This is a genomic window from Microcoleus sp. C2D2, from assembly GCF_036702495.1.
Taxonomy (GTDB): Bacteria; Cyanobacteriota; Cyanobacteriia; order Cyanobacteriales; family Microcoleaceae; genus Microcoleus.
This window is the reverse complement of sequence record NZ_JAUBTO010000044.1, coordinates 28,195-51,693: the sequence shown is the minus strand read 5'-3', so window position 1 is coordinate 51,693 and position 23,499 is coordinate 28,195. Positions and strand designations below refer to the sequence as shown.

Below are 23,499 nucleotides of genomic sequence, written 5' to 3'. Positions count from 1 at the left end.
CTGATGGAATGGTTGTTTGCTAGGAAAGATGAGTGCTGGGTATTTCGGCAAAGCTGACTTGATTTGGGATGACGGTCGCGACAGGGAACGAGGGATATTTACCCCTTTGCCACACACATAGCAGGTTTGATCCTCTCTCCCGGCCCTCCATTTGTTCAAATCCCGTTAAATCGCAGCCGAATCAGCCATTACTTCAGATTCAATACTCTTATTTTTAGCTGAATATGTCTTTTCTTCCACTGTTAAAACCCTCCACTTTCATAATAATAGTCGTCAATTATTTAGTTTTTTAGGCGAAAAAACCTCTCAAAGCAAGTTTTCTAATCAAAATAGTTTGGGGTATGTTAAGAAATAAAACAATACTGAATAAAATTTTGTAAAATTTGTTACAAATATAACTTATAACAGATAATATTTTTTCATTTTAATTGAAATCCCGAGGTCTTCCTATGACAATCGACCTTTCCACTATAACGTTTACCAACCAAGCTGATATTGTCCCTCAGTCTGGCGATGAGTACATAGTCAATACTGGTATCGCTAATATTCTTGATGGCAACGACAAAATCACTGGCACTGGGATCCCATACAACCCTTCCACCCCCAGCAGTGGATACGGCATTTTCAACACCGGCACGTTGAATACGGCCGAGGGTAACGACACAATCACTGGCATTGGGATCTACGACTATTTCAACCCCAGCCCTGCGAGTGGATACGGCATTTACAACACCGGCACGTTCAATACGGCCGAGGGTAAGGACATAATTACTGGCACTGGGAAGAAGGGCGGCATTTACAACACCGGCACGTTGAATACGGCCGAGGGTAACGACACCATCACGACCACGGGGCAGAACTGCTGCATTTACAACTCCGGCACGTTGAATACGGCCGAGGGTAACGACACAATCACTGCCACGGGGGCGGAGATAGGACGCGGCATTGACAACAGCGGCACGTTCAATACGGGCCAGGGTAACGACATAATTACTGCCAAGGGGAAGTACTACGGCATTTACAATTCTGGCAAGTTCAATACCGCTGATGGTAACGACGAAATCACTGGCGTTACCAGCAGCTACGACGGAATCTCGATCGCTGATGGTAGCACCCTCGATACTGGAAACGGCAACGACAAAATCAGTGGTAAGAGCGGCATCGGTAGCGGCATCTACAATGGCTCCATCACTTTCAATACTGGTGATGGTAATGACACGATCGAGGGCATCGGAGGTGATTACGGCATCCACAACAAAGGACTTATAAATACCGGCAATGGAAAAGACACAATCATTGCTAAGGGTGGAACTATTAGTGGTGGAAAGTCTGGCGCTGGTCTCTCCAACTTTTCCACCATCAATACTGGTAATGGTGACGACATAATAACTGGCAGTGGTGGCATTGACAACGACGGTACCATTGATATCGGTGATGGTGACGACACAATAGCTGCCATTAGTAGCTTATCCGATGGTTACGGGACAATAACTACCGGTTGTAACTTTTCCAACAAAGGTACCATTAATACTGGTAATGGTAACGACTCTATCATGGCCGATAGAAGCTTGATTATCGGTACCGGCGGCACCATTAATACTGGTGATGGTAACGACACAATCACTAGCAGTAAGGGTCTCGAAAACGACGGTACGATTAATACTGGTAATGGCGCAGACTTCATCCTAGCCAATGGAGGCTTTAAAGGCCTGGGCAGCGTGTTTTTAGAAAATGGTAAAGACTATCTCAAGGGTTTTGGTACGGGTAAATTTAATGGTGGAGAAAATCAAGACACACTCGAATTAACCTCAGGAACTTATACCGTTACCGTTGGAAAATCGGGGACAACGGTGAGCTTTACTAATAGTAATAGTGGCGTTATTATGGAAACTTCCGATTTTGAAACACTCATAGCTGGTAACACAAAGTATAACTTTACCAAGTTGATCCCTGGTCAGATAATTGTTGTCCCCTAGTAGTCTATTCCAGAAGTATGGGACAGCTAGTCTGGAAGAATTGGAGCTTTAGCTTTGGTGATGGGGTTATGCTTGTTGGTCTATATTTTGGCACCTTGATACCTCTGTTTCTGCTTACTACAATCGGGCCTGCGCTTTGTGAGCGCGATCGCCCATTTTACGAGTTACAGGATGGGAACTACTTTTGCTGTTAACGATCGGCGTAAATAGTTCGACACAGCCCTCTAGCCTGCGGTACCCCGGGGGTGTGAATGAGGCCATGTAAGAGTTACAGACATTAATTTACTGTAGGATTGAGTGGGTAGCCGTTTCCTGTCCTGGCGTTGCTGAATACGGGTATGAATTCAAGATTTCCCAATTGCTATAAGCCCAGGGAGGGTGAGTTTTGTAACTGCAAGCGAAAAGTTGATTGATACCGTGAATCAACAACGTTTTGAAGAGTTATTTTTTGCCGATCGCACTATAACTTTACCATACCCTAATAGAGCAACACCACTTAACGAAGCTGTAGTAGCTCAAAGGTTCTTGTCAGAAAAATCTCAAATCTCGTCACCGCCCTCGGCGCCTCCCTCAAATCCAAATCCTCGCTACCGATAATAGATAGCTACGGTCAATCCACCCTTACCCAAGAACAGCACCAATATCTGATGGAATGGTTGTTTGCTAGGAAAGATGAGTGCTGGGTATTTCGGCAAAGCTGACTTGATTTGGGATGACGGTCCCGACAGGGAACGAGGGAGGTTTACCCCGTTGCCACACACATAGCAGCAGGGATGCTCTCGAACGGTCCGAAATTTGTTCAAATCCCGTTAAATTGCAGCCTCATCAGCCATTACTTCAGATTCCTGACTCTTATTTTAGCTGAAAATGTCATTTTTTATTCGACTGTTGAAACTCTCCACTCTCATAATAATAGTCGTCAATTATTTATTTAGGCGAAAAAACCTCTCAAAGCAAGTTTTTCAATCAAAATAGTTGGGGGTATGTTAAGAAATCAAACAATAGAAATAAAACCTCGTATAATCTGATTTAAGTAGAAGTTATAATAGATAATATTTGTTCATTTTAATTGTAATTGCGAGGTCTTCCTATGACAATCGAACTTTCAACTATAACGTTTACCAACGGAGCTGATATTGTCCCTCAGTCTGGCGAGGAGGACATAGTCAATACTGGTATCGCTAATACTCTTGCTGGCAAGGACACAATCACTGGCACGTACCTATTCAACGCCAGCGATCTGTCCGGCAGGGGCATTGAAAACTCCGGCACGTTGAATACGGCCGAGGGTGACGACATAATTACTGGCCGTGGGGGGTGGGACGGCGCTGGCATTTACAACTACGAGACCGGCACGTTTAATACGGGCGGGGGTAACGACATAATTACTGCTGAGGCGAACAAAGGAAACGCCGGCTTTGAAAACTCCGGCACGTTCAATGCGGCCGAGGGTAACGACACAATTACTGGCTCTGGAACCAATGGCGAGGGCATTCACAACTACGACACCGGCACGTTCAATACGGGCGAGGGTGACGACATAATTACTGGCACTGGAGGCTTTTACAACGGCATTGTCAACTCCGGCACGTTTAATACGGCCGAGGGTAACGACCAAATTACTGGCACTGGAACCTATGGCGAGGGCATTTACAACACCGGCACGTTTAATACGGCCAAGGGTAACGACATAATTACTGCCAAGGGGGACGCTTCGCGGGGCATTGTCAACACCGGCACGTTCGATACGGCCGAGGGTAATGACATAATTACTGCCGCGGGGGGGATAGGACGCGGCATTGACAACACCGGCACGTTCAATACGGGCGAAGGTAACGACATAATTACTGCCAAGGGGGACTATGGCCAGGGCATTTACAATTCTGGCACGTTCAATACCGCTGATGGTAACGACGAAATCACTGGCATTGGCAGCAACTCAGACGGAATCAAAATCGCTGATGGTAGCATCCTCGATACTGGAAACGGCAACGACAGAATCAGTGGTAATGGCGGCCTCAGTACCGGCATCTACAATGGCTCCATCACTTTCAATACTGGTGATGGTAATGACACGATCGAGGGCAGCGGAGGTTTTAACGGCATCAAGAACACAGGAGTTATAAATACCGGCAATGGAAAAGACACAATCATTGCTAAGGGTGGAACTTTTGATGGTAAAATTTTGGCCGGTGGTCTCTCCAACTTTTCCACCATCGATACTGGTAATGGTGAGGACATAATAACTGCCAGTGGTGGCATTGAGAACGGAGGTACCATTGATACCGGTAATGGTGACGACACAATCACTGGCAGTGGTGGCTTTTCCTTTTTGGGTGACGACATAAGTGGCATTTCCAACAAAGGTATCATTGATACTGGTAATGGTAACGACGAAATCATTGCCGATGGCTTGTTTATCGGTACCGACGGCACCATTAATACTGGTAATGGTATGGACACAATCACTAGCAGTAAGGGCATCGAAAACCACGGTACCATTAATACTGGTAATGGCGCAGACTTCATCCTAGCCGATGGAGGCTTTAAAGGCATGGGCAGCGTGTTGTTAGGAAATGGTAAAGACCATCTCAAGGGTTTTGGTACGGGGACTTTTAAGGGTGGAAACAATGAAGACACACTCGAATTAACCTCAGGAACTTATACCTGTAAAATAGAGGGGACAAAGGTGAGCTTTATTAATAGTGGCGTTATTATGGAAACTTACGAGTTTGAAACACTCATAGCTGGTAGCACAACGTATAACTTTACCAGTTTGACCGGCACTGAGACATTTGTTGTCCCCTAGTAGTCTATTCCAGAAGTATGGGACAGCTAGTCTGGAAGAATTGGAGCTTGAGCTTTGGTGATGGGGTTATGCTTGTTGGTCTATATTTTGGGACAAAGATACCTCTGTTTCTGCTTACTACAATCGGGCCCAGGCTTTGTGAGCACGATCGCCCATTTTAGGAGTTACAGGATGGGAACTACTTTTGCTGTTAACGATGAGTGTAAATAGTTCGACACAGCCCTCTAGCCTGTGCTACCCCGGGGGTGTGAATGAGGCTATGTCAGAGTTACAGACATTAATTTACTGTAGGATTGAGTGGGTATCCGTTTCGTGTCTTGGCGTTGCTGAATTAAGGTATGAATTCAAGATTTCCCAATTGCTATCAGCCCGCTTGAGGGTGAGTTTTGTAACTGCAAGCGAAAAGTTGATTCATACCCTCAATCAACAACGCCCTGAAAAGTATGGACAGGGGGCTGTGCCGTTTCCGGCGCGGGGAGTACGACACGGCCGGGCCCCGTGTCCCTAGGATTCGCTTTGACTTTTAATAATTGGTATAAGATGGAGGATGATAGCAAGACTTTTTTAAATTGGTATCACAACTATAGCAATCCTAAATCATTTGTGAATTTCTTACTCCCTCCCCTTAGTAAGGGGAGGGTTGGGGTGGGGTAAAAAATTTACGACTCCTGCAAGGATTGCTATATAGCAGTTTTTAATTCGATGAGGTAGAGTCTTCTCTATTACCAATTACCAATTACCAATTACCCATTTTCATGCAAATGAAACTTACTCTATTTACCTTCCCACGCCGCGATTAGGAGGCGGCTCGTCCGGGACAGGCAAAGAAGTTGGCCTTACTTGCCGCTCCAAATACTTGCTCAAAGCGTAAGCGATATCCCAGCGAGTAATCGGCTTCAAAGGATTAATCTTATTAGTTCCGAGTTCAACGTTAACAAACCCTTCATAAAGTGCAGTAGCCATAGACTTTCTAGCCCAATTAGGGATTTCCCCTGCATCTGGATACTTAGCTAAAATCTCGTAAATGCTGGCATCTGGAAACTGAAAAACCCCATAAGCTTGAGCAAAAATCGCCAAAGCTTCAGCGCGAGTCACCCTTTGATTTGGGAAAAACATTCCGTCGCGATATCCACTCATCGTTCCCGTTTTCAAAGCAGTTTGAATCGCACTGTAAGCCCAGTAACTATTGGGTACGTCCGGCAATTCCATATCCGGTTTCTGAGCTGTTTTCCGCCGTTCCAAACCAAAAGTTTTTACTAAAATCACCGCCAACTCGGCGCGACTGACAAGGCCCTCAGCATTAAAATTGCCCGCGGCATCTTTTTGCATCAATCCTGCACTCACAACCCGCTCGATCGGGTCAATTATTGGTTGAGATTGAACCCCCATTGTCACTCCTTGCACTAGGGCCGCCAAAAAAATACTGACTAACTTTTTGACGATTTTAATCCTTTCTGTCGCTAAAACAATCATGACAACAGCAGTAATATTTTTTCCGGTTCCATCGATATTATTCTCTGGTTTCGGCGGTGCGCGAGATTTGAGGATTATATATAGCCTTTCTCAGTAACATGTTCCGACGTGCATAGGCCTCCGTGGGCATAGGTCTCCGTGGACATACCTCACCACGCGATCGAACCGCTATATAGCAATCCTTGCATGAGTCGTAAATTTTTTACCCCACCCCAACCCTTCCGAACCCGCTCGCTCGGGAGTAAGAAATTCACAAATGATTTAGGATTGCTATATTAAAAGCCAACATTAGCCGACGGCAAAGCGCCCTGCATTTTACCCAGCCAATCAATCAAATTATCCAATTGCTTTTGGGCCGTCAAAACCGCCATACCTCGAATAGTAACCTTCCCCTTGCTGTAGACAAAACGAGAGCGCAAATGGTCGGGCAAATTAGCCTTGAGCAAGTTCCAAGCAGGTTCTTCCATAGCTGTTTCCAAAACTATGTGCTGCTTATTCTCCGGTTTGATCCGAGAAAAACCGATTTTTTTAGCGATTTGTTTGAGTTCGACAACACGGATAAGTTGCTGGGCTGGAAGAGGAATTGGCCCATAACGATCGCACCAATCAGCCTGAATCTGCTGTAACTCTTCTGAGGTATTAGCATTCGCCACAGACCGGTAAGCGCTCATCTTTTGATCTAAATCTGCGATGTAATCAGCAGGAATAAACGCCGTCAAAGTGAGGTCGATTTGCGCGTCCTCCACTTTCGGAATTTCCTGACCCTTAATTTCCCGAATAGCCTCTTCTAGCATTTCAGCATACAAATCAAAACCGATCGCCTCCATTTGACCGGACTGTTCAGTACCCAAAACATCACCCGAACCGCGAATTTCCATATCTCGGACAGCCAACTGATAGCCTGAACCCAACTGCGCGAACTCTTGAATTGCCCGCAACCTCTGCCTTGCAGCATCAGACAGCTTGTTCTGCTTCGGATAAAACAGCCAAGCGTGAGCTTGAATCCCCGCGCGTCCCACACGTCCCCGCAACTGGTAAAGCTGGCCCAAACCAAAGCGCTGCGCGTCTTCAATTAAAATCGTATTGACACGCGGAATATCCAAACCCGACTCAATAATCGTCGTGCACACCAAAATATCGAAATCGGCCGCACTAAAGGTCAGCATGATCGATTCTAATTCCGAAGCCTCCATTTGACCGTGGGCGATCGCAATTCTGGCAGACGGTACCATCTCCTGCAACTGAGCGGCCAACTCATCAATCCCCTCAATCCGCGGCACCACGTAAAAAACCTGACCGCCCCTGTCCAATTCTTGACGAATTGCCGATCGCACCACTTCCGGGTTATAGGGAGCCAAATGCGTCTGAATCGGGCGCCTGGAAGGAGGCGGAGTCGCAATCAAACTCATCTCGCGAATCCCCGACAGCGACATATACAAAGTCCGGGGAATCGGCGTTGCTGTCAGAGTCAGAACATCTACCTCAGTTTTGAGAGCTTTAATCGCTTCCTTTTGCTTAACTCCAAACCGCTGTTCTTCATCCACCACCAACAAGCCCAAATCCCGAAATTTAATCGCTTTGCTCAAAACAGCTTGAGTACCGACAATCACATCTAATTCCCCAGTCGCCAAACGCTTGTGAATCTCCCGGCGCTCCGTTTCTGTGCGAAAGCGATTGAGCAAACCAACTTCGATCGGATAAGGGGAAAAACGCTCCGAGAGCGTGTGATAGTGCTGTTGGGTCAAAATCGTCGTCGGCGCGAGCAAAGCCACCTGCTTGCCCGCTGTAACCGCCTTAAAAATTGCTCTCAGAGCAACTTCTGTCTTGCCAAAACCCACATCGCCGCAGACCAAGCGGTCCATCGGTCGATCGCCCTCCATATCGCGTTTCACATCCTGAGTTGCCTTCAACTGGTCCGGGGTTGGCTGGTAAGGAAAAGAATCCTCTAATTCTTGTTGCCAAGGCATATCAGGAGGAAAAGCGTAACCTGTTTGTTGAGCTCTTTTAGCATAAAGATTCAACAAATCTACCGCTAATTTCTTAACAGCTTTGCGAACCTTGGTTTTAGTTTTTTCCCAAGTTTGACCTGTCAGCTTATTGAGTTCCGGCACTTTATCGGCTACCGTCCGAAACCTCGACAAAGCCCCCAATTGATCGGCCGCAACTCTCAGGGTACCGTCAGCGTATTGAATCAATAAATACTCGCGAGTTTCCCGGTCGATTGTCAAACGTTCTAACTTGATAAATTTGCCCACTCCGTGCTGGCGGTGAACCACATAATCACCCGGGCTTAATTTATTCGGGTCTACTTGCTTAGAAGCAGCGCGGCGGCGCTTGCGGACGTAGCTAAAAGTAGCCAAAGAATGCTGACCGTAAAATTCCCGATCTGTAATTAAAACAATCCGAAAAGTCGGCAGAATAAACCCTTCCAATTCTGCCAGCCCGCTGTACTTCAAAGCAACCGGAACGTGCTGCAATTGCAACTTATCGATCGCCAAATAATCGCGCGGATTCACCACAAACTGAGCCGGACAGTCGTGCTCGGAGAGCAAAGAAACAGAACGGCTGGGTTGAGCCGAAACCAGGAAAATAGTAAAACCCCGATCGCGCTCTTCCCTGAGCATTTGAGACAGCTTAGCAAATTGGTGGGGCATCACCGGCACAGGCCGAGAAGCCAAATTAATCGCAGACGGTAGCTGGTCGCCCTCTGCAGAGCTTTGAAATTTTTTAGTAGTAGAATCTTCTGCCAATTCTGAAAGTTCTAGCCTGTCGAAAGCTGCGACATCTGCCATAGATTCAGCAAAAGTGCGGTGAATTTTCGGAACTTTCAAATGAGAAATTGGCAACTTTTCTGTGACCGCATCCGCAACAACAGATTCCCGATCGCAATTTTTCCACTGTTGCTCTGCATTCTCAAACCAGCGGTCGCTGTGAGCTTCGCACCCTTGCGGTTCGTCAACAACAACTAAAGTATTTTCTGGCAAATAATCCAACAAAGATGCGGGTTTTTCAAACGCTAAACCCAACAGCCTGCGGACAAATTTTTCGGTTTCATTTTCGGTGTCAACAGAGCCTAGGTGGTTGATTTCGTCAACCTTTTTTTCAGCTAAAACTGCTTTAATAATTGCGTTAAAATTAGTAGGAGTTAACACCAACCGCTCGACCTTATCAAGCGATCGCTGCGAAGACGGGTCAAACTCCCGAATTTGCTCTAAATCATCCCCAAACCACTCCAGCCGCACCGGCAACTCAGCCGCCACCGGAAATACATCGACAATATCTCCCCGACGGCTCCACTGGCCCTCCATTTCCACCAGAGCCACCCGATCGTAGCCCATTGAAGCAAGTTGGCGGTCTAAAATCTTCGAGTCTTGAACCATACCTCGCTTCAGCGTCAGACAGTAGGGTTCAAAAGCAGCAGGAGGCGGCAAGTGAGACTGGAGAGCTCTTTCGGTAGATACAATCGCAATCGGCTTAGAATTAGCGTTTGTTTCTCGTTTCTCGACCAAATCCGCCAGCACCTGCATTTGACCCCAAGTCATTTCGCTTTCATCAGAGTAAGATAGCTCGTAGGGTGAAGCCTCCGAAGTCGGGTAAAAATGCACAGTCTGCCAGCCCATAGCCTCCAGCCCGGCCACCCAGCGGCCCGCTTCTTCTAGAGTTGCCGTCACTACCAGTAAACTCCGCCCTTCTTGCTGTGCGAGGGCGGAAGCTACCAAACCTTTGGGCAAGCGGGCTAAGCCATTGAGTTGCACGTAGCGATGGCGCTTGAGCTTGTTGAGGAGTTCTGTTGCTAGGGGCGATCGCCCGAGGGTACGAATTATTGAAGAGAAGGTCATGCGCTTTTAATTTTAATCCCCGATCGGCTCCGGCTCTTTCCCTTTGCCTGTTAAGGAGATTGTACGACAAACATCCACGATCGTGCCGCTCTGCTGTTGACGCCTTGGAACTTAACTGGAGATAGATTTCTGCTTTAATATGTCGATCCTGCGATCGGGATCGAGCCAGTTCCGTTAATCTAGTGACAGGTTTAGAAAAAATTTCGATTTTGCGATCGAGATTCGCAGATTCCAGACCTCTCCTGTGACTGCACCCAAAGACGGATACAAGCCCCCGACTCAAGTTGTGAAGATCGAAGAATTTTAGACATTAGGGAAATCCCCCAGATACTGGCGGCGTCGTCAATCTAAAATCTAAAATCTAAAATCTAAAATCGACTAACCGGGCAGAGCGCTTCGCCGTTACTACCGAAAATTTTAGAAATGTCCCCAAGTACCGATATTCTGATTGTTCTCCTGCTAATTTTCCTCAATGGCTTGTTTGTGATGTCAGAGATGGCCATCATCTCTGTACGGAAGGTGAGACTGCAACAGATGGCCAACCAAGGTTCAGCCAATGCCCGCGTAGCCTTGGATCTGGCTAATGCCCCCAATCAGTTCTTACCGACAGTTCAAATCGGGATTACGATGCTGGCCATTCTGTCGGGCGCTTTCGGAGAAACGACGATTTCTAGAAGAGTAGAGCCTTTGTTGAACCTGATTCCTGGCCTCGCGCCCTACTCTAAGACGATCGCCTCAGTAGTAGCAGTTTTAACCATCACTTATCTGACCTTAATTATCGGCGAACTCGTGCCGAAGCGGCTAGCGCTCAACAACCCGGAGCCGATCGCCTCAAGCGTAGCAATTCCCATGCGAATGCTCTCAAAAATTGGCGCTCCTGCGGTTTATCTGTTAAGTTATTCCACTGACTTAGTGATGCGGCTGATGAGGATAGCCCCCTCGACTGAACCGCAAGTTACAGAAGAGGAAATTAAAGTTTTGATCGAGCAAGGAACCGAAGCCGGAACCTTTGAAGAAGCCGAACAAGACATGGTAGAAAGAGTCTTTCGTTTGGGCGATCGGCGAGTCAGCGCATTAATGACCCCGCGTCCGGATCTTACCTGGCTCGACCTCGACGACTCAGTAGAAGAAAACCGCCAAAAAATGCTCGGCAGCGGTCATTCTCGGTTTCCAGTGTGTCAAGGAGGCCTCGACAACGTGCTCGGTTTAGTACACGTTACAGATATGCTGTCGAGGACTTTAACCGGTCAACCCCTCGATTTAAGCGCTTCTTTACGGCGGCCTTTATTTGTACCGGAAAGCACGCGGGGGTTAAAAGTATTAGAGCTTTTCAAGCAATCTAGCAATCAAATTGCCTTGGTGGTAGACGAATACGGCGTGATTCAAGGATTGGTTACAGTCAACGACATTTTAGTCGAACTTGTTGGCGACTTTCCCTCGATTGAAGATGCTGACGAACCGGAAGCCGTGCAGCGCGAAGACGGTTCTTGGCTGTTAGACGGAATGCTACCAGTCGAAGATTTTTTTGAGCTGTTTGGCCTGGAAGAAGTCTCAGCAGAAAACAAAGGAAGTTACCACACAATGGGCGGTTTTGTGATTACACATTTGGGCAAAATTCCCGCAGCAGCCGAGCATTTTGAGTGGAACGGTTTGCGCGTGGAAGTAGTCGATATGGACGGCAACCGAGTTGATAAGATATTGGTAATGCCGATCGACTCAGGGGGCGATAGGCCTCAAACCGAACCAAAAACCTAAAAACCCTTCGCCACAGTCAATTGTTCTCATCAGCCCAGTAGGGGCGGGTTTCACCAACAATCTCGTCAAGAATTCAAAAGATCGATAAACCCGCCCCCGCCCCACGGTAAATTTGAATGTACATTTCGATTTACCGTGGGTGGGGGCGAGTTTTTAAGATTTTTTGTTTGAGTCGTTGATGGTTGGTGGAACCCGCCCCTACTTCTTCTTTTTTCTTTCATCCTTCCGCAAAGCTTCCAGAATAGAACGGCCCACATAATCACTAAAAATTACTTCCCCAGCTTTATTGTAGTGGCAGCAGCTATCTACATAAACAGCATCTTTAGTGCGATCGAATACCTTTACAGCATTCAATATATTAATATTATTTTTTTCCAAATTCGGAAACTTTTTGAAAAGAGCCGGATATCCAATTTGTACAGATTTAGCATAAGGAGTCTCCTTGTTAAAAGCAATCTGCTTTTCGGCTTTACCAAACACCCTTTTCGTCTGATAATATTGATTAGGCTGAAAAACATGAAAATAAGGCACATTACTAGCTGACAGCACTTTGTGCATAAAAATTGAACTTTTTGCCCAATTCCATGCCATTTGTTCAAAAGCTAATGAATCCTGTAAAATCGACTTCTTAGTATTGATATAAATAACGCTGTCATTTTTTTGTTGTTTAGCCCGTTCTTCTTCAAACTTAATGACATCGGTTTTATAGTTATTAACTAGATTTTGAACGTAAACAGAAGTCAAAGCATCGCACGCAGCGAAAGAGCAGTGTTGCAAACTTGACAAACCCTGATTAATCCTAGTTTTATTTTCTTGAATTCTGAGAGTTGCTTTCATCGCTTTTGGAGAAAGGCTATTATTCGCGAAGTTAGCCAACGGCAAAATATGCTGAATGCTTGGCATCGCTAAATCGATTTTATTTTTATTGTTTAAATTAGAAAGTGCTACTTCATTAAAACCATCTATATTGACGACCATATCTAATTCTTGACCTAAAGCCAAAAAGTAGTTTAAAATTAATAATTGCTGCGGCTGTTTGTAGCCTCCCGTCGCAAAAGACAAAATTACAAATTCTTTATCTTTTAAACCGGGCAACTGTTTGAGGTATTTAGGTAAAATTTGATTCTGAACTTGAAATATTGCATAATCGGAAGCCACAGAACCGCCAAAAACTCCTATAAAAAACTGATTATTTTTAGTTTTTTTGAGAGGGTAATCGTAAGGAGAAATAAACCCATAATTATTGACTTTAAAACCAGGCCGAAAATCAGCAGTGGGTTTTTGAATAAAGCCAAAAAAAGGATGAAATCTTTCGACAATAGACTGATTCAGCCGCACTCCTTCTAAATTAATTCCTAAAGCAGACTTATCTTGCGTCTTTTCTCTAGTATAGAAAAATTGCTTGTGCTTGACAAAATACCATCCCAAGGAACCGAGTTCCAGGAAAACCAGTAAAAGCGCTAAGTTAATCAAAGCAATTTTTATAAATTCTTGTCCTTTATTGAGGAATTTTAAATCTTTCATAAACCTCTATTTCGACTCCCTGACTACTTTAATAATAGAACTGGAAACATAATTTGCCAAGACTCCTTCTCCCACTGAATTATAGTGGCAGCAGGCATCTTTGTAAACCGTCTCTTTGGTATTATCTAAAATATTCACTGCGTTAAAAACATTAACCCGAGCTTTTTGCAAATCATCGACTTTGGACAAAAGCACCGGATAACCTTTTTTCACCCCTTCAATGTAAGGACTCTTATTGTCAATCGCGATTTCCTTTTCCTTCGCGGTAAACGCTCGCTTAGTAGGATAATACTGGTTGGGCTGGATAAAGTGAACATACTTAATCTTTCTACTTGATAAAATTTGATTCATCCCGATCGACGATTCGTACCACATCGATGCCATTTGCTCATAAGCAGCGGCATCCTGCAAAACAAAGTCAGCTTTGGGAATGTATAATATACCGCTATTTGCCGTGTCTGGTTTGGATTGTTTGACTTGTGAATCGTACTTGACAACTGCTTGCTGGTAATTGTTGACTAATTGTTTCATCTGTAGCGAAGTAACAGCGTGACACAAAGCAAGTTGACAATTTTGCAATCTGTCAATACCTGCTTTCAATTGTTTTTTGTTGTCGTTAATTTGCACGATCGAACTCATCGCCAACGGTGACAAGTTGTTGTTGGCTAAACCCGCCAGAGGCTGTATGTGCTGAACGCTGGGCATTCCTATTTCTACTTGGGCTTTGTTGTTTAAATTTGACAGTGCTACTTCGTTAAAACCGTCAATATTGATGACTAAATCTAACTCTTGACCTAAAGCCAAAAAGTAATTTAGAATTAATAATTGTTGGGGCTGTTTGTAGCCGCCGTTGCCAAAATTTAAAACAATAATTTCCTTGTTTGCAAATTCTGGATAAGCCTTCAATTTGTTAGACAATCTTCGAGTTACGTATTCATCTACTGCCACGTTATTCGCAACTGAACCGCCAAAAACTCCGATAATAAATTGATTTTTATTGCTTTTAATAAACGGATATTGGTAGAGAGAAAAAAAGCCGTGCTTGTTGACTTTTAACTTTAATTTTTCATTGGTGAAAGCACCTTGTTTGAGTACATAGCCAAAAAGTGGGTGCAGTCTTTCTACGATAGATTCATTAAGTCTAATGCCAATCCTTTCAATATCTTCTACTACTTTTTCTTTGGCTTTAGTTCGGGTATAAAAAAACTGTTTTTGGTTGATAAAATAAAAAGCTAGCGATAAAGCTTCCAGACAAATAAAGGCGATCGCCAAATTAACCGCGATTAGAATTAATACATTTTTGCCTTTTTCGAGCGCCGTTGAATCTTTCATGAAATTTGACTGATTACGGTTGTTTCTTGGGGACTTGAGACTGCTTCAAATTTTGGCACAAATTTCGGTTAATCAGGATACTGGCCAGCCGGTGTCCGAGTTCATTCCAGTGCCCCGCACAGGGTACATAATTCTCAAAACCGTGGGCGCATAGTTGATATTTGTCAGTGTAACCTTGGAACTGTTCGGATAAATTCAGTACCCGAAAACCCTCGCGCGCGCCCAATTTTTCCAGCCGCCTCTCGGGATAAAACAAATCCTGAATGTTGTTTTTTGTCATAAAATCTTTTCGCGTCTGGGCTTCCGGTCTAACTTGCATCGGATCGCCGATCGTCACAACCAAGAAATCAGCATTTTTCTGCACGACTTCATTCCGCATTGTCACAATCAAACCCTCTGTCACCCTCCAAGCCTCTTGCCAAGCTGCATCCTGAGGTTCCTTGAAGTTTTGGGCACTTAAATCGGTAAAATCCTCGGATAACTCCCGCTTTTTCCTATCTAAGTCTACCTTTTTAATCACCTGCAAAATGCGCGAATTGTTGACGATCAAACTGGGCATCCGGTCTACGAAGGAAACTGCTCTTTTGTTGCGGTCGATCGGCGCCAGATTGCGAAAAGACATATCCGGTACTAACTTGCCGCTAGCATCATAAGCAAAAAATGGTCGGTAGCGATCGTATTCCAGTTTCGGAGAATTATTTATCACATCATTGCCAATAAAAAAAGCAAGAATTACAATATCAGGACTGTAATCCCACACTTTTTTTCGCAGCATTATCAATTCTTGAGCAGTACCGTAACCCTGCACGCCGAAATTGATGACCTCCACATTTTTGCGTCCCTTAACGGCCTCGCAGTTGCCTAACTTTCGTTCCAATTTTGACCAGAAAGTTTGTTCGACAGGTACGTGAATTGCTTCGGTGAAAGAATCCCCCAGAACCGCGACGCGCAAAGTATTTGGAGGTTTTGCTTTTGTATGTTCGCGATCGCGCAAACCCTCGCTATTCACCTGCACAAGACTCGCACCTTCCCCATTCCACTCCCCCGACGCACCCGGTTTCAGCTTCCAGCCCAAATTCGGATCGGCAGTGTGGAAATTAGTTGGCGCTGAGTCTACCAAATCTCCTATTTTTGGATAGCCTTCAATCTTGGCCGCCCGCAATCCAATTTCACCAATTACCACCCCCATAAATAAACCGCCGAGTGTCAAACCTAAATTGACACCCAAATTTTTCAACTTGCTCATTCTTTCAAAACAGGGTGTAAATAAACGGAGCAATCACAGAACCCTGACTCAATACAATCAAAGCTCCTAAAAAGACTAAAGTCACAATTAACGGCAGCAGCCAATACTTTTGGCGTTCTTTCATAAACGCCCACAAATCTTTGATAAAATCTAAAGTTGCTTCAAACACTTAAAAAGGACGCTCCATACTAACTTTTGTTCTTGCTTTACTTGGGATGCGGTAAGTATCCATTTTCGGATTGAGTTTTCGCCGCATTGCATCTTCGCCGAAAATGTTTTTGATCACTCCCATCGGCCAAATTATCAGGTAAAAAACTATCCCTAGGACGATCGGCGTTTGGATTTTGTGGAGGATGAGTCCAAAGCGCATCCACGCGTGATAAACGGGATTCAGCGATTTCGGTGCAATCAATCCTAGCACGATTAGCACGGAGCCGACTGCCCAGGGCTGCCAAGGTAGAGAATGCCGCCGCAGTAAAGGTACTGCTAAACCGAAGATCGCTGCAATCAAGCCGCCAATTAGCAGCCCGAAATCGCGCAAGCCTTTTTTATCGAGTTTTTTAATTTCGTCGCTCATGGGGAAGAAGGAAGAAGGAAGAAGGAAGAAGGAAGTTCGGCAACGAGCAATGTACGGGATGTAACGGATGTAACGGATGTAACGGATGTAACGGATGTCAGGAAGAGGGAAGAGGCAAGAAGGAAGAATGACAATTGCCAACTAACAACTCACAACTGCCAACTTCCAACTGACTAATAATTAATCCAATTCAAATTCATTTTTCCAAGCATCATCTTGTTTCCAAGGAATTTGTTCGGACTTGGGAAGCAAGTAATTTTCCAATACCAGATAGTCCATTTCGGTTCGCATGAAACAGCGGTAAGCATCCTCGGGAGTGCAAACAATGGGTTCGCCTCGCACGTTGAAAGAAGTATTTACCAGAACCGAACAGCCCGATCGCTCTTCAAAATGGCTGATTAAGTCATAGTACCGAGGATTGGTTTCTTTGTGAACAGTTTGGATGCGAGCCGAGTAATCGACGTGGGTGACAGCCGGAATCTCCGATCGCGGAATGTTGAGCTTTTCAATGCCAAACAACTGCTCTTGTTCCTCCGTCATGGGAATGCGGAGACTCGCTTTGACTGGTGCTACCAATAGCATATAAGGGCTGGAATGGTCAATCTCGAAATAATCCGCAACTCGTTCGGCTAAGATTGAGGGAGCAAAAGGTCGAAATGATTCCCGATATTTAATTTTCAGGTTCATCACCGACTGCATTTTAGCACTGCGGGGATCGCCCACGATCGATCGACCGCCCAGAGCCCGCGGCCCAAATTCCATCCGCCCTTGGAACCATCCCACCACATTTCCCTGTTCCAAAATTTCCGCCAACTGCGGCATTAATTCGGCATCGTCCAATCGGTGATAGCTGGCTTGGACAGCATCCAAATATTCGAGAATTTCTGCGTCAGTAAACCTCGGCCCCAAATAAGATCCCCGCATTTGGTCGTGACAAGTTAAATGAGCAACCGACTTCGCCACAGTTGCCACCGCTTGGTTTTTAGTAACGACGGAAGTCCTCTCCTCCTCGTTTGTAGTGATTGCGGAAGTCCTCTGCTCTTTAATATCGTTTGCTAGGGGTCGATCGTCAGGAACAATGCGAGTTTGTTCGCAATACTGATACCAAATCGCCAAAGCCGCGCCCAAAGCACCGCCAGCATCTCCCGCCGCCGGCTGAATCCAAATATCTTTGAAAATACCTTCCCGCAAAATTCGACCGTTAGCAACGCAGTTGAGAGCAACGCCGCCGGCAAGACAAAGATAATCGACATCCAATTCTTTTTTAACTGTTCTGCAAAGCCTCAAAACCACTTCTTCGGTAACAACTTGAATCGAAGCGGCAATGTCCATTTCCCGCTGAGTCAATTTTCCTTCAGCTTGGCGCGGCGGCCCTTCAAACAGTTGGTCAAACTTCTTGTTTGTCATGGTTAAGCCAACAGTATAGTTGAAATAATCCATGTTCAAACGGAAAGTTCCGTCATCTTTGAGGTCGATTAAATAGTTGAGAATCTTGTCTACATACTTGGGTTCGCCGTAGGGAGCTAAACCCATGAGTTTGTATTCACCCGAGTTGACTTTGAAGCCGGTGTAGTAGGTGAAAGCTGAATAAAGCAAACCCAAGGAGTGGGGAAAATCGATTTCCCACTGAGGTGTAAGTTCGTTGCCGTCTCCCAACCAAACCGAGGTTGTTGCCCACTCGCCGACGCCGTCGAGGCACAAAACGGCTGCTTTTTGAAACGGGCTGGGGAAAAATGCCGATGCTGCGTGGGATTGGTGGTGTTCGGTAAATAGCAGAGATGGCAGTTGATTCGTTTTGCAGTTTGCTATTGCTGCGAGATCTCTTTTGAGCATGGTTTTGAGGTAAAGCTTTTCTTTGAGCCATATCGGCATGGCTGCTAGGAAAGAGCGAAAACCTTGGGGTGCGTAGGCTAAATAGGTTTCGAGAAGGCGCTCGAATTTGACTAAAGGTTTGTCGTAAAAGACTATTCGATCGAGTTCCCGCAAATCTATTTTTGCTTCTTTCAGGCAATAAGCGATCGCATTCTTAGGGAATCTGGCGTCGTGCTTTTTGCGGGAAAATCTTTCTTCCTGCGCTGCTGCTATAATTTCTCCGTCGCGAATTAAGGCTGCGGCGCTGTCGTGATAGTACGCCGAGATTCCAAGTATGTTCATCGCTCTCCTCACAAATCGCAATGCGTTTGCTTTTGACTATTTAGAATAGCTAACGATTATAGCTGCTTAAGTGCTGATTGGGAATTGAGTTTTGCGATCGCCTCTAATTTTACCTGGATCGATGCGGGTGCGCCGCCCGATCGGGCGATCGATCGTCGGCTGTTTGAGAGCATTTAAGCTAGCGCCGGCGAATCCTGCGCCCCCAAGCTCTCAAGTAAGTTACCAGCGGGAATTGATAAAATTCACCTACCAACCACAGCACAATGCCTAAATGCGACAAAAAAGCTAAGCCTGTCCAAGCGAAGGGCACCCACCACAACCGGCTGCCGGGAACCGGGGGAAAATAGTAAGCTGAAAGTCCCAGCAAGGTAGTGGGAAGCAAAATTAGACCAAGAGCCACTGCCAAGTACGGCCATCCGAATTCTACGCCTTCGAGGTGGGCTCCTATCCACTTTTTGCCGTTCCAGTGCCAAGTTACGGGCGGTTGGCGATCGGCCATTTCGAGCGATTGTCTTTCAACGCTTGCGGTAAAAATGTGCTGGCAGAAGTTGCAAGCTAGGGCGTCCATCAGCGGTAGGGTGGAAATTTGACCGGTGCGGCACACGGGACAGGGATATGTATCTTGAGGGTTGAAAGGTCGGGTTGATTTTTTGAAAGTATGCATTGATCAGGCTGTTTGTCAAGATATTGAGCGATCTTAACAGAGTACAAAAATTGTGCGTTGGGCTGCAGCGGGTTTTGCCTGTAGATTGTTGGTGATTTTACAGATTTTTTCACGCTTACCTGTCCCAGGGGTTAATGCAGTTTCACGGTCGATAATTCGGATTAATTGCGGTGATTGTTGCTGTACCGAATTCTGGCTCCTGCCCAGAGAAGTTTTTCCCTCAAAGTACCGTAATAAGAATAGTTTTGCCGCAAAATAATAAACTTGGCTTCGCAGTCTGCCCTCCGCACGTCTACGCGCTGTCCTGGCCAAATTGCAGTACCCAAAATGCCGTCTGTCCAGAGTTTGGTAGTGAGTTCGTAATCTGCTAAAGGCCAAATGCTGACGACTGAACCGGGCGGGAGTACGATCGCCCGACTGGATAAACTCAAAGGGCAAATCGGAGTAACTGCGATCGCGTCCATTCCCGAGTGCATAATCGGCCCGTTGGCAGATGCGGTGTAGCAAGTCGAACCGGTGGGAGTTGCCACAATTAAACCGTCGCCTTGATATTGATCGACTACTTCGCCGTCAACTTCCATTTCTAGAATACAGCTCGGCATTCGATCGGCTGAAGCAGGTTTGACACACATTTCATTGAGTGCCAAAAATCGATCGCTTTGGGGTTCGAGATTGGTTCTGTTGCCCTCAAAAATCGCCGCCTGCAACATCATCCGCTTCTGCACGGCATACCTGTCTTCCGAAAGTCTGTCCCAAATCTCCTCAGTATTTTGGAAATCCTCAAAAGACTCGGTTAAAAAACCCAGATGTCCCCCCACATTCGCTGCCAAAATCGGGATGTCGTCAGCAGCCAAATTCCGCGCCGCAGCTAGGGCCGTACCGTCGCCGCCCAGCACCACCGCTAAATCAATTGGGCTGTTACTAGAAGCTAAAAACACCGGATACGGGTTATCTTTCGGGCCGCTCGGGCCCATTAAAACCTCACACCCGCGACTTTCTAATTGGCGGGCACACTGTTCTGCCCACCGCTGGCTGAGGGTATCTCTGGCTTTGTGGGCTATAATTACTTGTTTTAGTTGCACAACCTATCGATTTTAGATTTTAGATTTTGGATTTTTGATTGTTAGATTATTAGATTTTAGACTGAATCGCCACGAGGGGGACGATCTATCGATTTTAGATTTTAGATTTTAGATTTTAGATTGTTAGATGATTAGATTTTAGACTGAATTGCCACGAGCGGGACGATCTATCGATTTTAGATTTTAGGTTTTCGATTTTAGATGATTAGATTTTAGACTGAAGTGCCGCGACCGTGACGATCGCACTGCACTCGGAAAATTATTATTCCGATGCCAGAGGAAATCTCCCCTCCATCGATTTTAGATTTTAGATTTGGGATTTTTGATTGTTAGATGATTAGATTTTAGACTGAATCGCCGACTCTGCCTCTGGTTTATAGCAGTTGCAAAAAGTAATCCAATTTTTGGAAAGCTCGCCTCCATTATCTCATCTTTAATTCCCAATTCTTGAATCTAAAATCTAAAATCTAAAATCTAAAATCGTATTAAGCTGTTGTGCATTTAAATTGTATATTTCGAGTCCCGATCAAAAATCGTCAAATCCTCTCCCCCTCTCCCCTTCACCCCCTCTCCCTCTCTAATACCATAGGCAATCTAGATGCAACACAGCTTACCCGTCGGTGCGCCGGGATTTGGGGCGCGGCCAGACAATGCTGGAATCTGTTGCGAGTAGGCGAGAAACTGCGATCGCCCCAAAGCGGTTGAGGTGGCTGGGGTCAAAAAAATAGTCGTTGCGACCAGGCCACCGCTGCGACAAGTCGCGGAAAGCGAAGCCTTTTTGCCGCGAGAGTTGATCCATTCGCTGCCGGAACTGCTGTTCTGCCCACAGGCGAGTTCCGTCTAAGTAGTCGTCGGTGAGGGGCAAATTGACGAAAATCAGGGGAATTTTGCGAGCTTTGGTAAATGCTACAACTGAATTAAAGGCTGTTGCTTGTTTGCCTCCGAGGTTGAAGTTTTCGTAGTCGCGATCGTACAGGCCTGAAACGTAAGGGCGTTCTCGATAATAAGTGTTGGGATTGTACCTGTCCGAAATAGGCATGAATCCGTTGGAGTCGATCGAATCTGCCAATTGGTTGACTTGTCTGATGGCTACTGTTGTCGGCCGCGAGACTGGAATCAATTGTGCTTGAGGGGTTGCTGCATCCGCTGCGATTGGTTTTAACTCATATCTTGCAGCATTCTCAGCAACGGGCAAGATGCCCGTTCCACTAGATAGGAATTTGATTGTGGGGTGGGTTTCAGCTACGGGCAAGATGCCCGTTCCACTCGACAGGAATTTGATTGGGGGGTGGGTTTCAGCTACGGGCAAGATGCCCGTTCCACTCGACAGGAATTTGATTGTGGGGTGGGTTTCAGCTACGGGCAAGATGCCCGTTCCACTAGACTGGAATTTGATTGTGGGGTGGGTGTCAGCTACGGGCAAGATGCCCGTTCCACCAGACAGGAATTTGATTGTGGGGTGGGTTTCAGCAACGGGCAAGATGCCCGTTCCACTCGACAGGAATTTGATTGTGGGGTGGGCATCTTGCCCGCCCCACAAAGGTCTCTTGACAGAGGTCCATCCTCTGCGGAAAGTGTTGTTAGGGCAGGGCTGCGGGAAGCTGTAACACTGGGGAATCACGTTGGGTTCATCGGACGGCAGTTTGGGGCGAACGCCTGCGGCTAAAAGTTTGCTGCCTTCAGAATCGACGATCGAATTAAAAGTGCGATCGTCCCGGCCGCTGTTAAATCCCCGCACACCATCCGCCCAGACAATCATTTGAGGCAAATGATCCGGCTTCAAAAGCCGCCGCAGTTGAAAGTCAACTACTTGTGCAGTTGCGCCGTTGACTGAAAAGTTAAATACTTTTAAGCTGGGACTGCCCCTTTGGACCAAAGATTGTTTTAGCTGTTTGGGATCGACGCCCTGCAATGCGCGGGAACTACCGACAATCAAAACATCTGGCGGCCCGACCGCAGCAACGTAGGATAGGTAAAGTTCTAGTTGTTCGTTGAGCAAATCGCTGCTAAAGCTGACTGTACTGGCTTGCGATCGGGTTGCGCCCGCTTGCTGTTGGGAATAAACCAGGTTTCTCATGTACTCCACCACTTTTTTCTCAGCAAAAGCCCGTCTGGGACTGCCTGGGGGAACCGCTTGCATCCAGGCGACGGCCTGCACCCAGAGGGTGGCTACTTCGTCCCAGTCTTGTTTTGAATTAGCTGATTGAGCCAAATTAGAAGCTTGGGTGGCAAAGTTAACTGACTCCGTGAAGGCATCGTTTTGGGGGCATGAGGGAACGCTGACGGATTTTCTGGATTTGTTGGGGTTTCGAGCGAGGATGGGCTGAGGGGACTGCGCAGCGGCAGCAGATTCGATCGAACCTTCGGCCGCTGCGGTGTTGGGCGGCTTGGTAGACGAACATCCCAAAGTTACGGCTAATACAGCGGCTGCGGCGCAGGTACGTTTTAAGATGCTGGTGCTGATGCTAGCAATGTAGCGGCGAATCATAAAGCTTTCAGCGATCGCGAAATATTACTAGATCTTACTAATTATCCGGCGGATCGAGCAATTAGTTAAAACAGATGTTTTAACCACTCAATAAAAATTAAGGCGATCGGGCCATCGCAGCCGATCACCTGTGCTGTTATTGCTTGTCCCATCGGCATTGCAGGCGTTTTCTGCCATGCCAGCCAAGTGTGGATTAGTGCTTTGGGATGATGAAGTGAAATACCCAAACTAAACGGAGTACCGTTATAGTTCGGGCTTCGTGTCTCATCTGCCATTGCTCTGTTGGGAATACCCGTTACCGAGTATTCGTCACTGAAGACGATCCGAGTCTTACACAGCATCTCTGGCTTTGCAGCCTTTATCCCTTCGTAGGGAACCCACGCAGAAGCCCTGTTTCCCAAGGCAAAATTTTTCTTCGTGCAACAAACATGGCTTATTTTTTACAGCAGGGCGTTACCTTACCAACCAGCGGTCTGTTCTTTCCCCCTTTCTCTCGCAGTTATCCGAGGTCAAGCATATTAGTGCTACTGTGACCTATTGTTTGCAGTCGAGTGGGTGGGTCGCAACCACTTATATCTTA

Annotated in this window: 16 protein-coding genes; 4 read left to right on the top strand and 12 right to left on the bottom strand. The window is 46.2% G+C overall.

Annotation, left to right across the window (positions count from 1 at the left end; genetic code table 11):
• The first annotated feature begins 449 nt into the window (after nucleotides 1–449).
• From QUB61_RS16295 to QUB61_RS16285, 3 genes are all read left to right on the top strand, one after another.
• Nucleotides 450–1,976 (top strand): hypothetical protein, encoded by a 1,527-nt coding sequence (locus QUB61_RS16295; RefSeq protein ID WP_333127928.1) that lies wholly within the window; start codon nucleotides 450–452, stop codon nucleotides 1,974–1,976.
• Nucleotides 1,977–2,354: 378 nt separating this feature from the next.
• Nucleotides 2,355–2,573 (top strand): hypothetical protein, encoded by a 219-nt coding sequence (locus tag QUB61_RS16290; RefSeq protein ID WP_333127926.1) that lies wholly within the window; start codon nucleotides 2,355–2,357, stop codon nucleotides 2,571–2,573.
• 478 nt (nucleotides 2,574–3,051) lie between these two features.
• Nucleotides 3,052–4,785 carry a hypothetical protein gene (locus tag QUB61_RS16285; protein ID WP_333190033.1) on the top strand — a complete coding sequence of 578 codons (1,734 nt, stop codon included), beginning with the start codon at nucleotides 3,052–3,054 and terminating at the stop codon, nucleotides 4,783–4,785.
• A gap of 777 nt (nucleotides 4,786–5,562) precedes the next feature.
• On the opposite strand, the gene QUB61_RS16280 is transcribed toward QUB61_RS16285, so the two are convergent.
• Together QUB61_RS16280 and mfd are read right to left on the bottom strand one after the other, a co-directional pair.
• The gene (locus QUB61_RS16280; protein ID WP_333127922.1) at nucleotides 5,563–6,258 is read right to left on the bottom strand and encodes an S-layer homology domain-containing protein; all 696 of its coding nucleotides are present in this window, start codon (nucleotides 6,256–6,258) and stop codon (nucleotides 5,563–5,565) included.
• Between the two features lie 275 nt (nucleotides 6,259–6,533).
• Nucleotides 6,534–10,097 (bottom strand): transcription-repair coupling factor, encoded by a 3,564-nt coding sequence (gene mfd, locus QUB61_RS16275; protein WP_333127920.1) that lies wholly within the window; start codon nucleotides 10,095–10,097, stop codon nucleotides 6,534–6,536.
• A gap of 423 nt (nucleotides 10,098–10,520) precedes the next feature.
• Here mfd and QUB61_RS16270 point away from each other — a divergent pair, with 423 nt between their 5' ends.
• A complete protein-coding gene (locus QUB61_RS16270; RefSeq protein ID WP_333127918.1) occupies nucleotides 10,521–11,852 on the top strand; it encodes a hemolysin family protein in 1,332 nt (443 codons plus the stop codon).
• Between the two features lie 198 nt (nucleotides 11,853–12,050).
• Here the strand turns inward: QUB61_RS16270 and QUB61_RS16265 are convergent, their stop codons facing one another.
• The 10 genes from QUB61_RS16265 to QUB61_RS16220 all read right to left on the bottom strand — a co-directional run bounded on the left by QUB61_RS16265 (nucleotide 12,051) and on the right by QUB61_RS16220 (nucleotide 23,320).
• Entirely contained in the window at nucleotides 12,051–13,376 is a 1,326-nt protein-coding gene (locus tag QUB61_RS16265; protein WP_333127916.1) for a hypothetical protein, read from the bottom strand.
• A 6-nt stretch (nucleotides 13,377–13,382) separates the two neighbouring features.
• Nucleotides 13,383–14,708 (bottom strand): hypothetical protein, encoded by a 1,326-nt coding sequence (locus QUB61_RS16260; RefSeq protein ID WP_333127914.1) that lies wholly within the window; start codon nucleotides 14,706–14,708, stop codon nucleotides 13,383–13,385.
• A gap of 13 nt (nucleotides 14,709–14,721) precedes the next feature.
• Nucleotides 14,722–15,954, bottom strand: coding sequence for an SGNH/GDSL hydrolase family protein (locus QUB61_RS16255; RefSeq protein WP_333127912.1), 1,233 nt, complete (start codon nucleotides 15,952–15,954; stop codon nucleotides 14,722–14,724).
• A 4-nt stretch (nucleotides 15,955–15,958) separates the two neighbouring features.
• Entirely contained in the window at nucleotides 15,959–16,123 is a 165-nt protein-coding gene (locus QUB61_RS16250) for a DUF5989 family protein (protein ID WP_333127910.1), read from the bottom strand.
• Complete coding sequence (locus QUB61_RS16245) at nucleotides 16,124–16,672, bottom strand: SxtJ family membrane protein (RefSeq protein WP_333127908.1); 549 nt, start codon at nucleotides 16,670–16,672, stop codon at nucleotides 16,124–16,126.
• A gap of 39 nt (nucleotides 16,673–16,711) precedes the next feature.
• The gene (locus tag QUB61_RS16240; protein WP_333127906.1) at nucleotides 16,712–18,685 is read right to left on the bottom strand and encodes a carbamoyltransferase; all 1,974 of its coding nucleotides are present in this window, start codon (nucleotides 18,683–18,685) and stop codon (nucleotides 16,712–16,714) included.
• A gap of 178 nt (nucleotides 18,686–18,863) precedes the next feature.
• Nucleotides 18,864–19,349, bottom strand: a complete 486-nt coding sequence (locus QUB61_RS16235) for a hypothetical protein (RefSeq protein ID WP_333127904.1) — start codon at nucleotides 19,347–19,349, stop codon at nucleotides 18,864–18,866.
• Nucleotides 19,350–19,510: 161 nt separating this feature from the next.
• The gene (locus QUB61_RS16230) at nucleotides 19,511–20,431 is read right to left on the bottom strand and encodes an NAD(+) kinase (protein ID WP_333127902.1); all 921 of its coding nucleotides are present in this window, start codon (nucleotides 20,429–20,431) and stop codon (nucleotides 19,511–19,513) included.
• 610 nt (nucleotides 20,432–21,041) lie between these two features.
• On the bottom strand, nucleotides 21,042–22,919 hold the full coding sequence (locus tag QUB61_RS16225) for a hypothetical protein (RefSeq protein WP_333190031.1): 1,878 nt from the start codon (nucleotides 22,917–22,919) through the stop codon (nucleotides 21,042–21,044).
• A gap of 65 nt (nucleotides 22,920–22,984) precedes the next feature.
• Nucleotides 22,985–23,320: a DUF3226 domain-containing protein gene (locus tag QUB61_RS16220; protein ID WP_333127898.1), complete on the bottom strand. Its 336-nt coding sequence runs from the start codon at nucleotides 23,318–23,320 to the stop codon at nucleotides 22,985–22,987.
• Nucleotides 23,321–23,499 lie beyond the last annotated feature (179 nt).

Coding starts and splice junctions, on each gene's coding strand:
- QUB61_RS16240 (WP_333127906.1), bottom strand. CDS start 18,685: ATGAACATACTTGGAATCTCGGCGTACTATCACGACAGCGCCGCAGCC.
- QUB61_RS16260 (WP_333127914.1), bottom strand. CDS start 14,708: ATGAAAGATTCAACGGCGCTCGAAAAAGGCAAAAATGTATTAATTCTA.
- QUB61_RS16265 (WP_333127916.1), bottom strand. CDS start 13,376: ATGAAAGATTTAAAATTCCTCAATAAAGGACAAGAATTTATAAAAATT.
- QUB61_RS16255 (WP_333127912.1), bottom strand. CDS start 15,954: ATGAGCAAGTTGAAAAATTTGGGTGTCAATTTAGGTTTGACACTCGGC.
- QUB61_RS16280 (WP_333127922.1), bottom strand. CDS start 6,258: ATGATTGTTTTAGCGACAGAAAGGATTAAAATCGTCAAAAAGTTAGTC.
- QUB61_RS16225 (WP_333190031.1), bottom strand. CDS start 22,919: ATGATTCGCCGCTACATTGCTAGCATCAGCACCAGCATCTTAAAACGT.
- QUB61_RS16270 (WP_333127918.1), top strand. CDS start 10,521: ATGTCCCCAAGTACCGATATTCTGATTGTTCTCCTGCTAATTTTCCTC.
- QUB61_RS16235 (WP_333127904.1), bottom strand. CDS start 19,349: ATGCATACTTTCAAAAAATCAACCCGACCTTTCAACCCTCAAGATACA.
- QUB61_RS16295 (WP_333127928.1), top strand. CDS start 450: ATGACAATCGACCTTTCCACTATAACGTTTACCAACCAAGCTGATATT.
- mfd (WP_333127920.1), bottom strand. CDS start 10,097: ATGACCTTCTCTTCAATAATTCGTACCCTCGGGCGATCGCCCCTAGCA.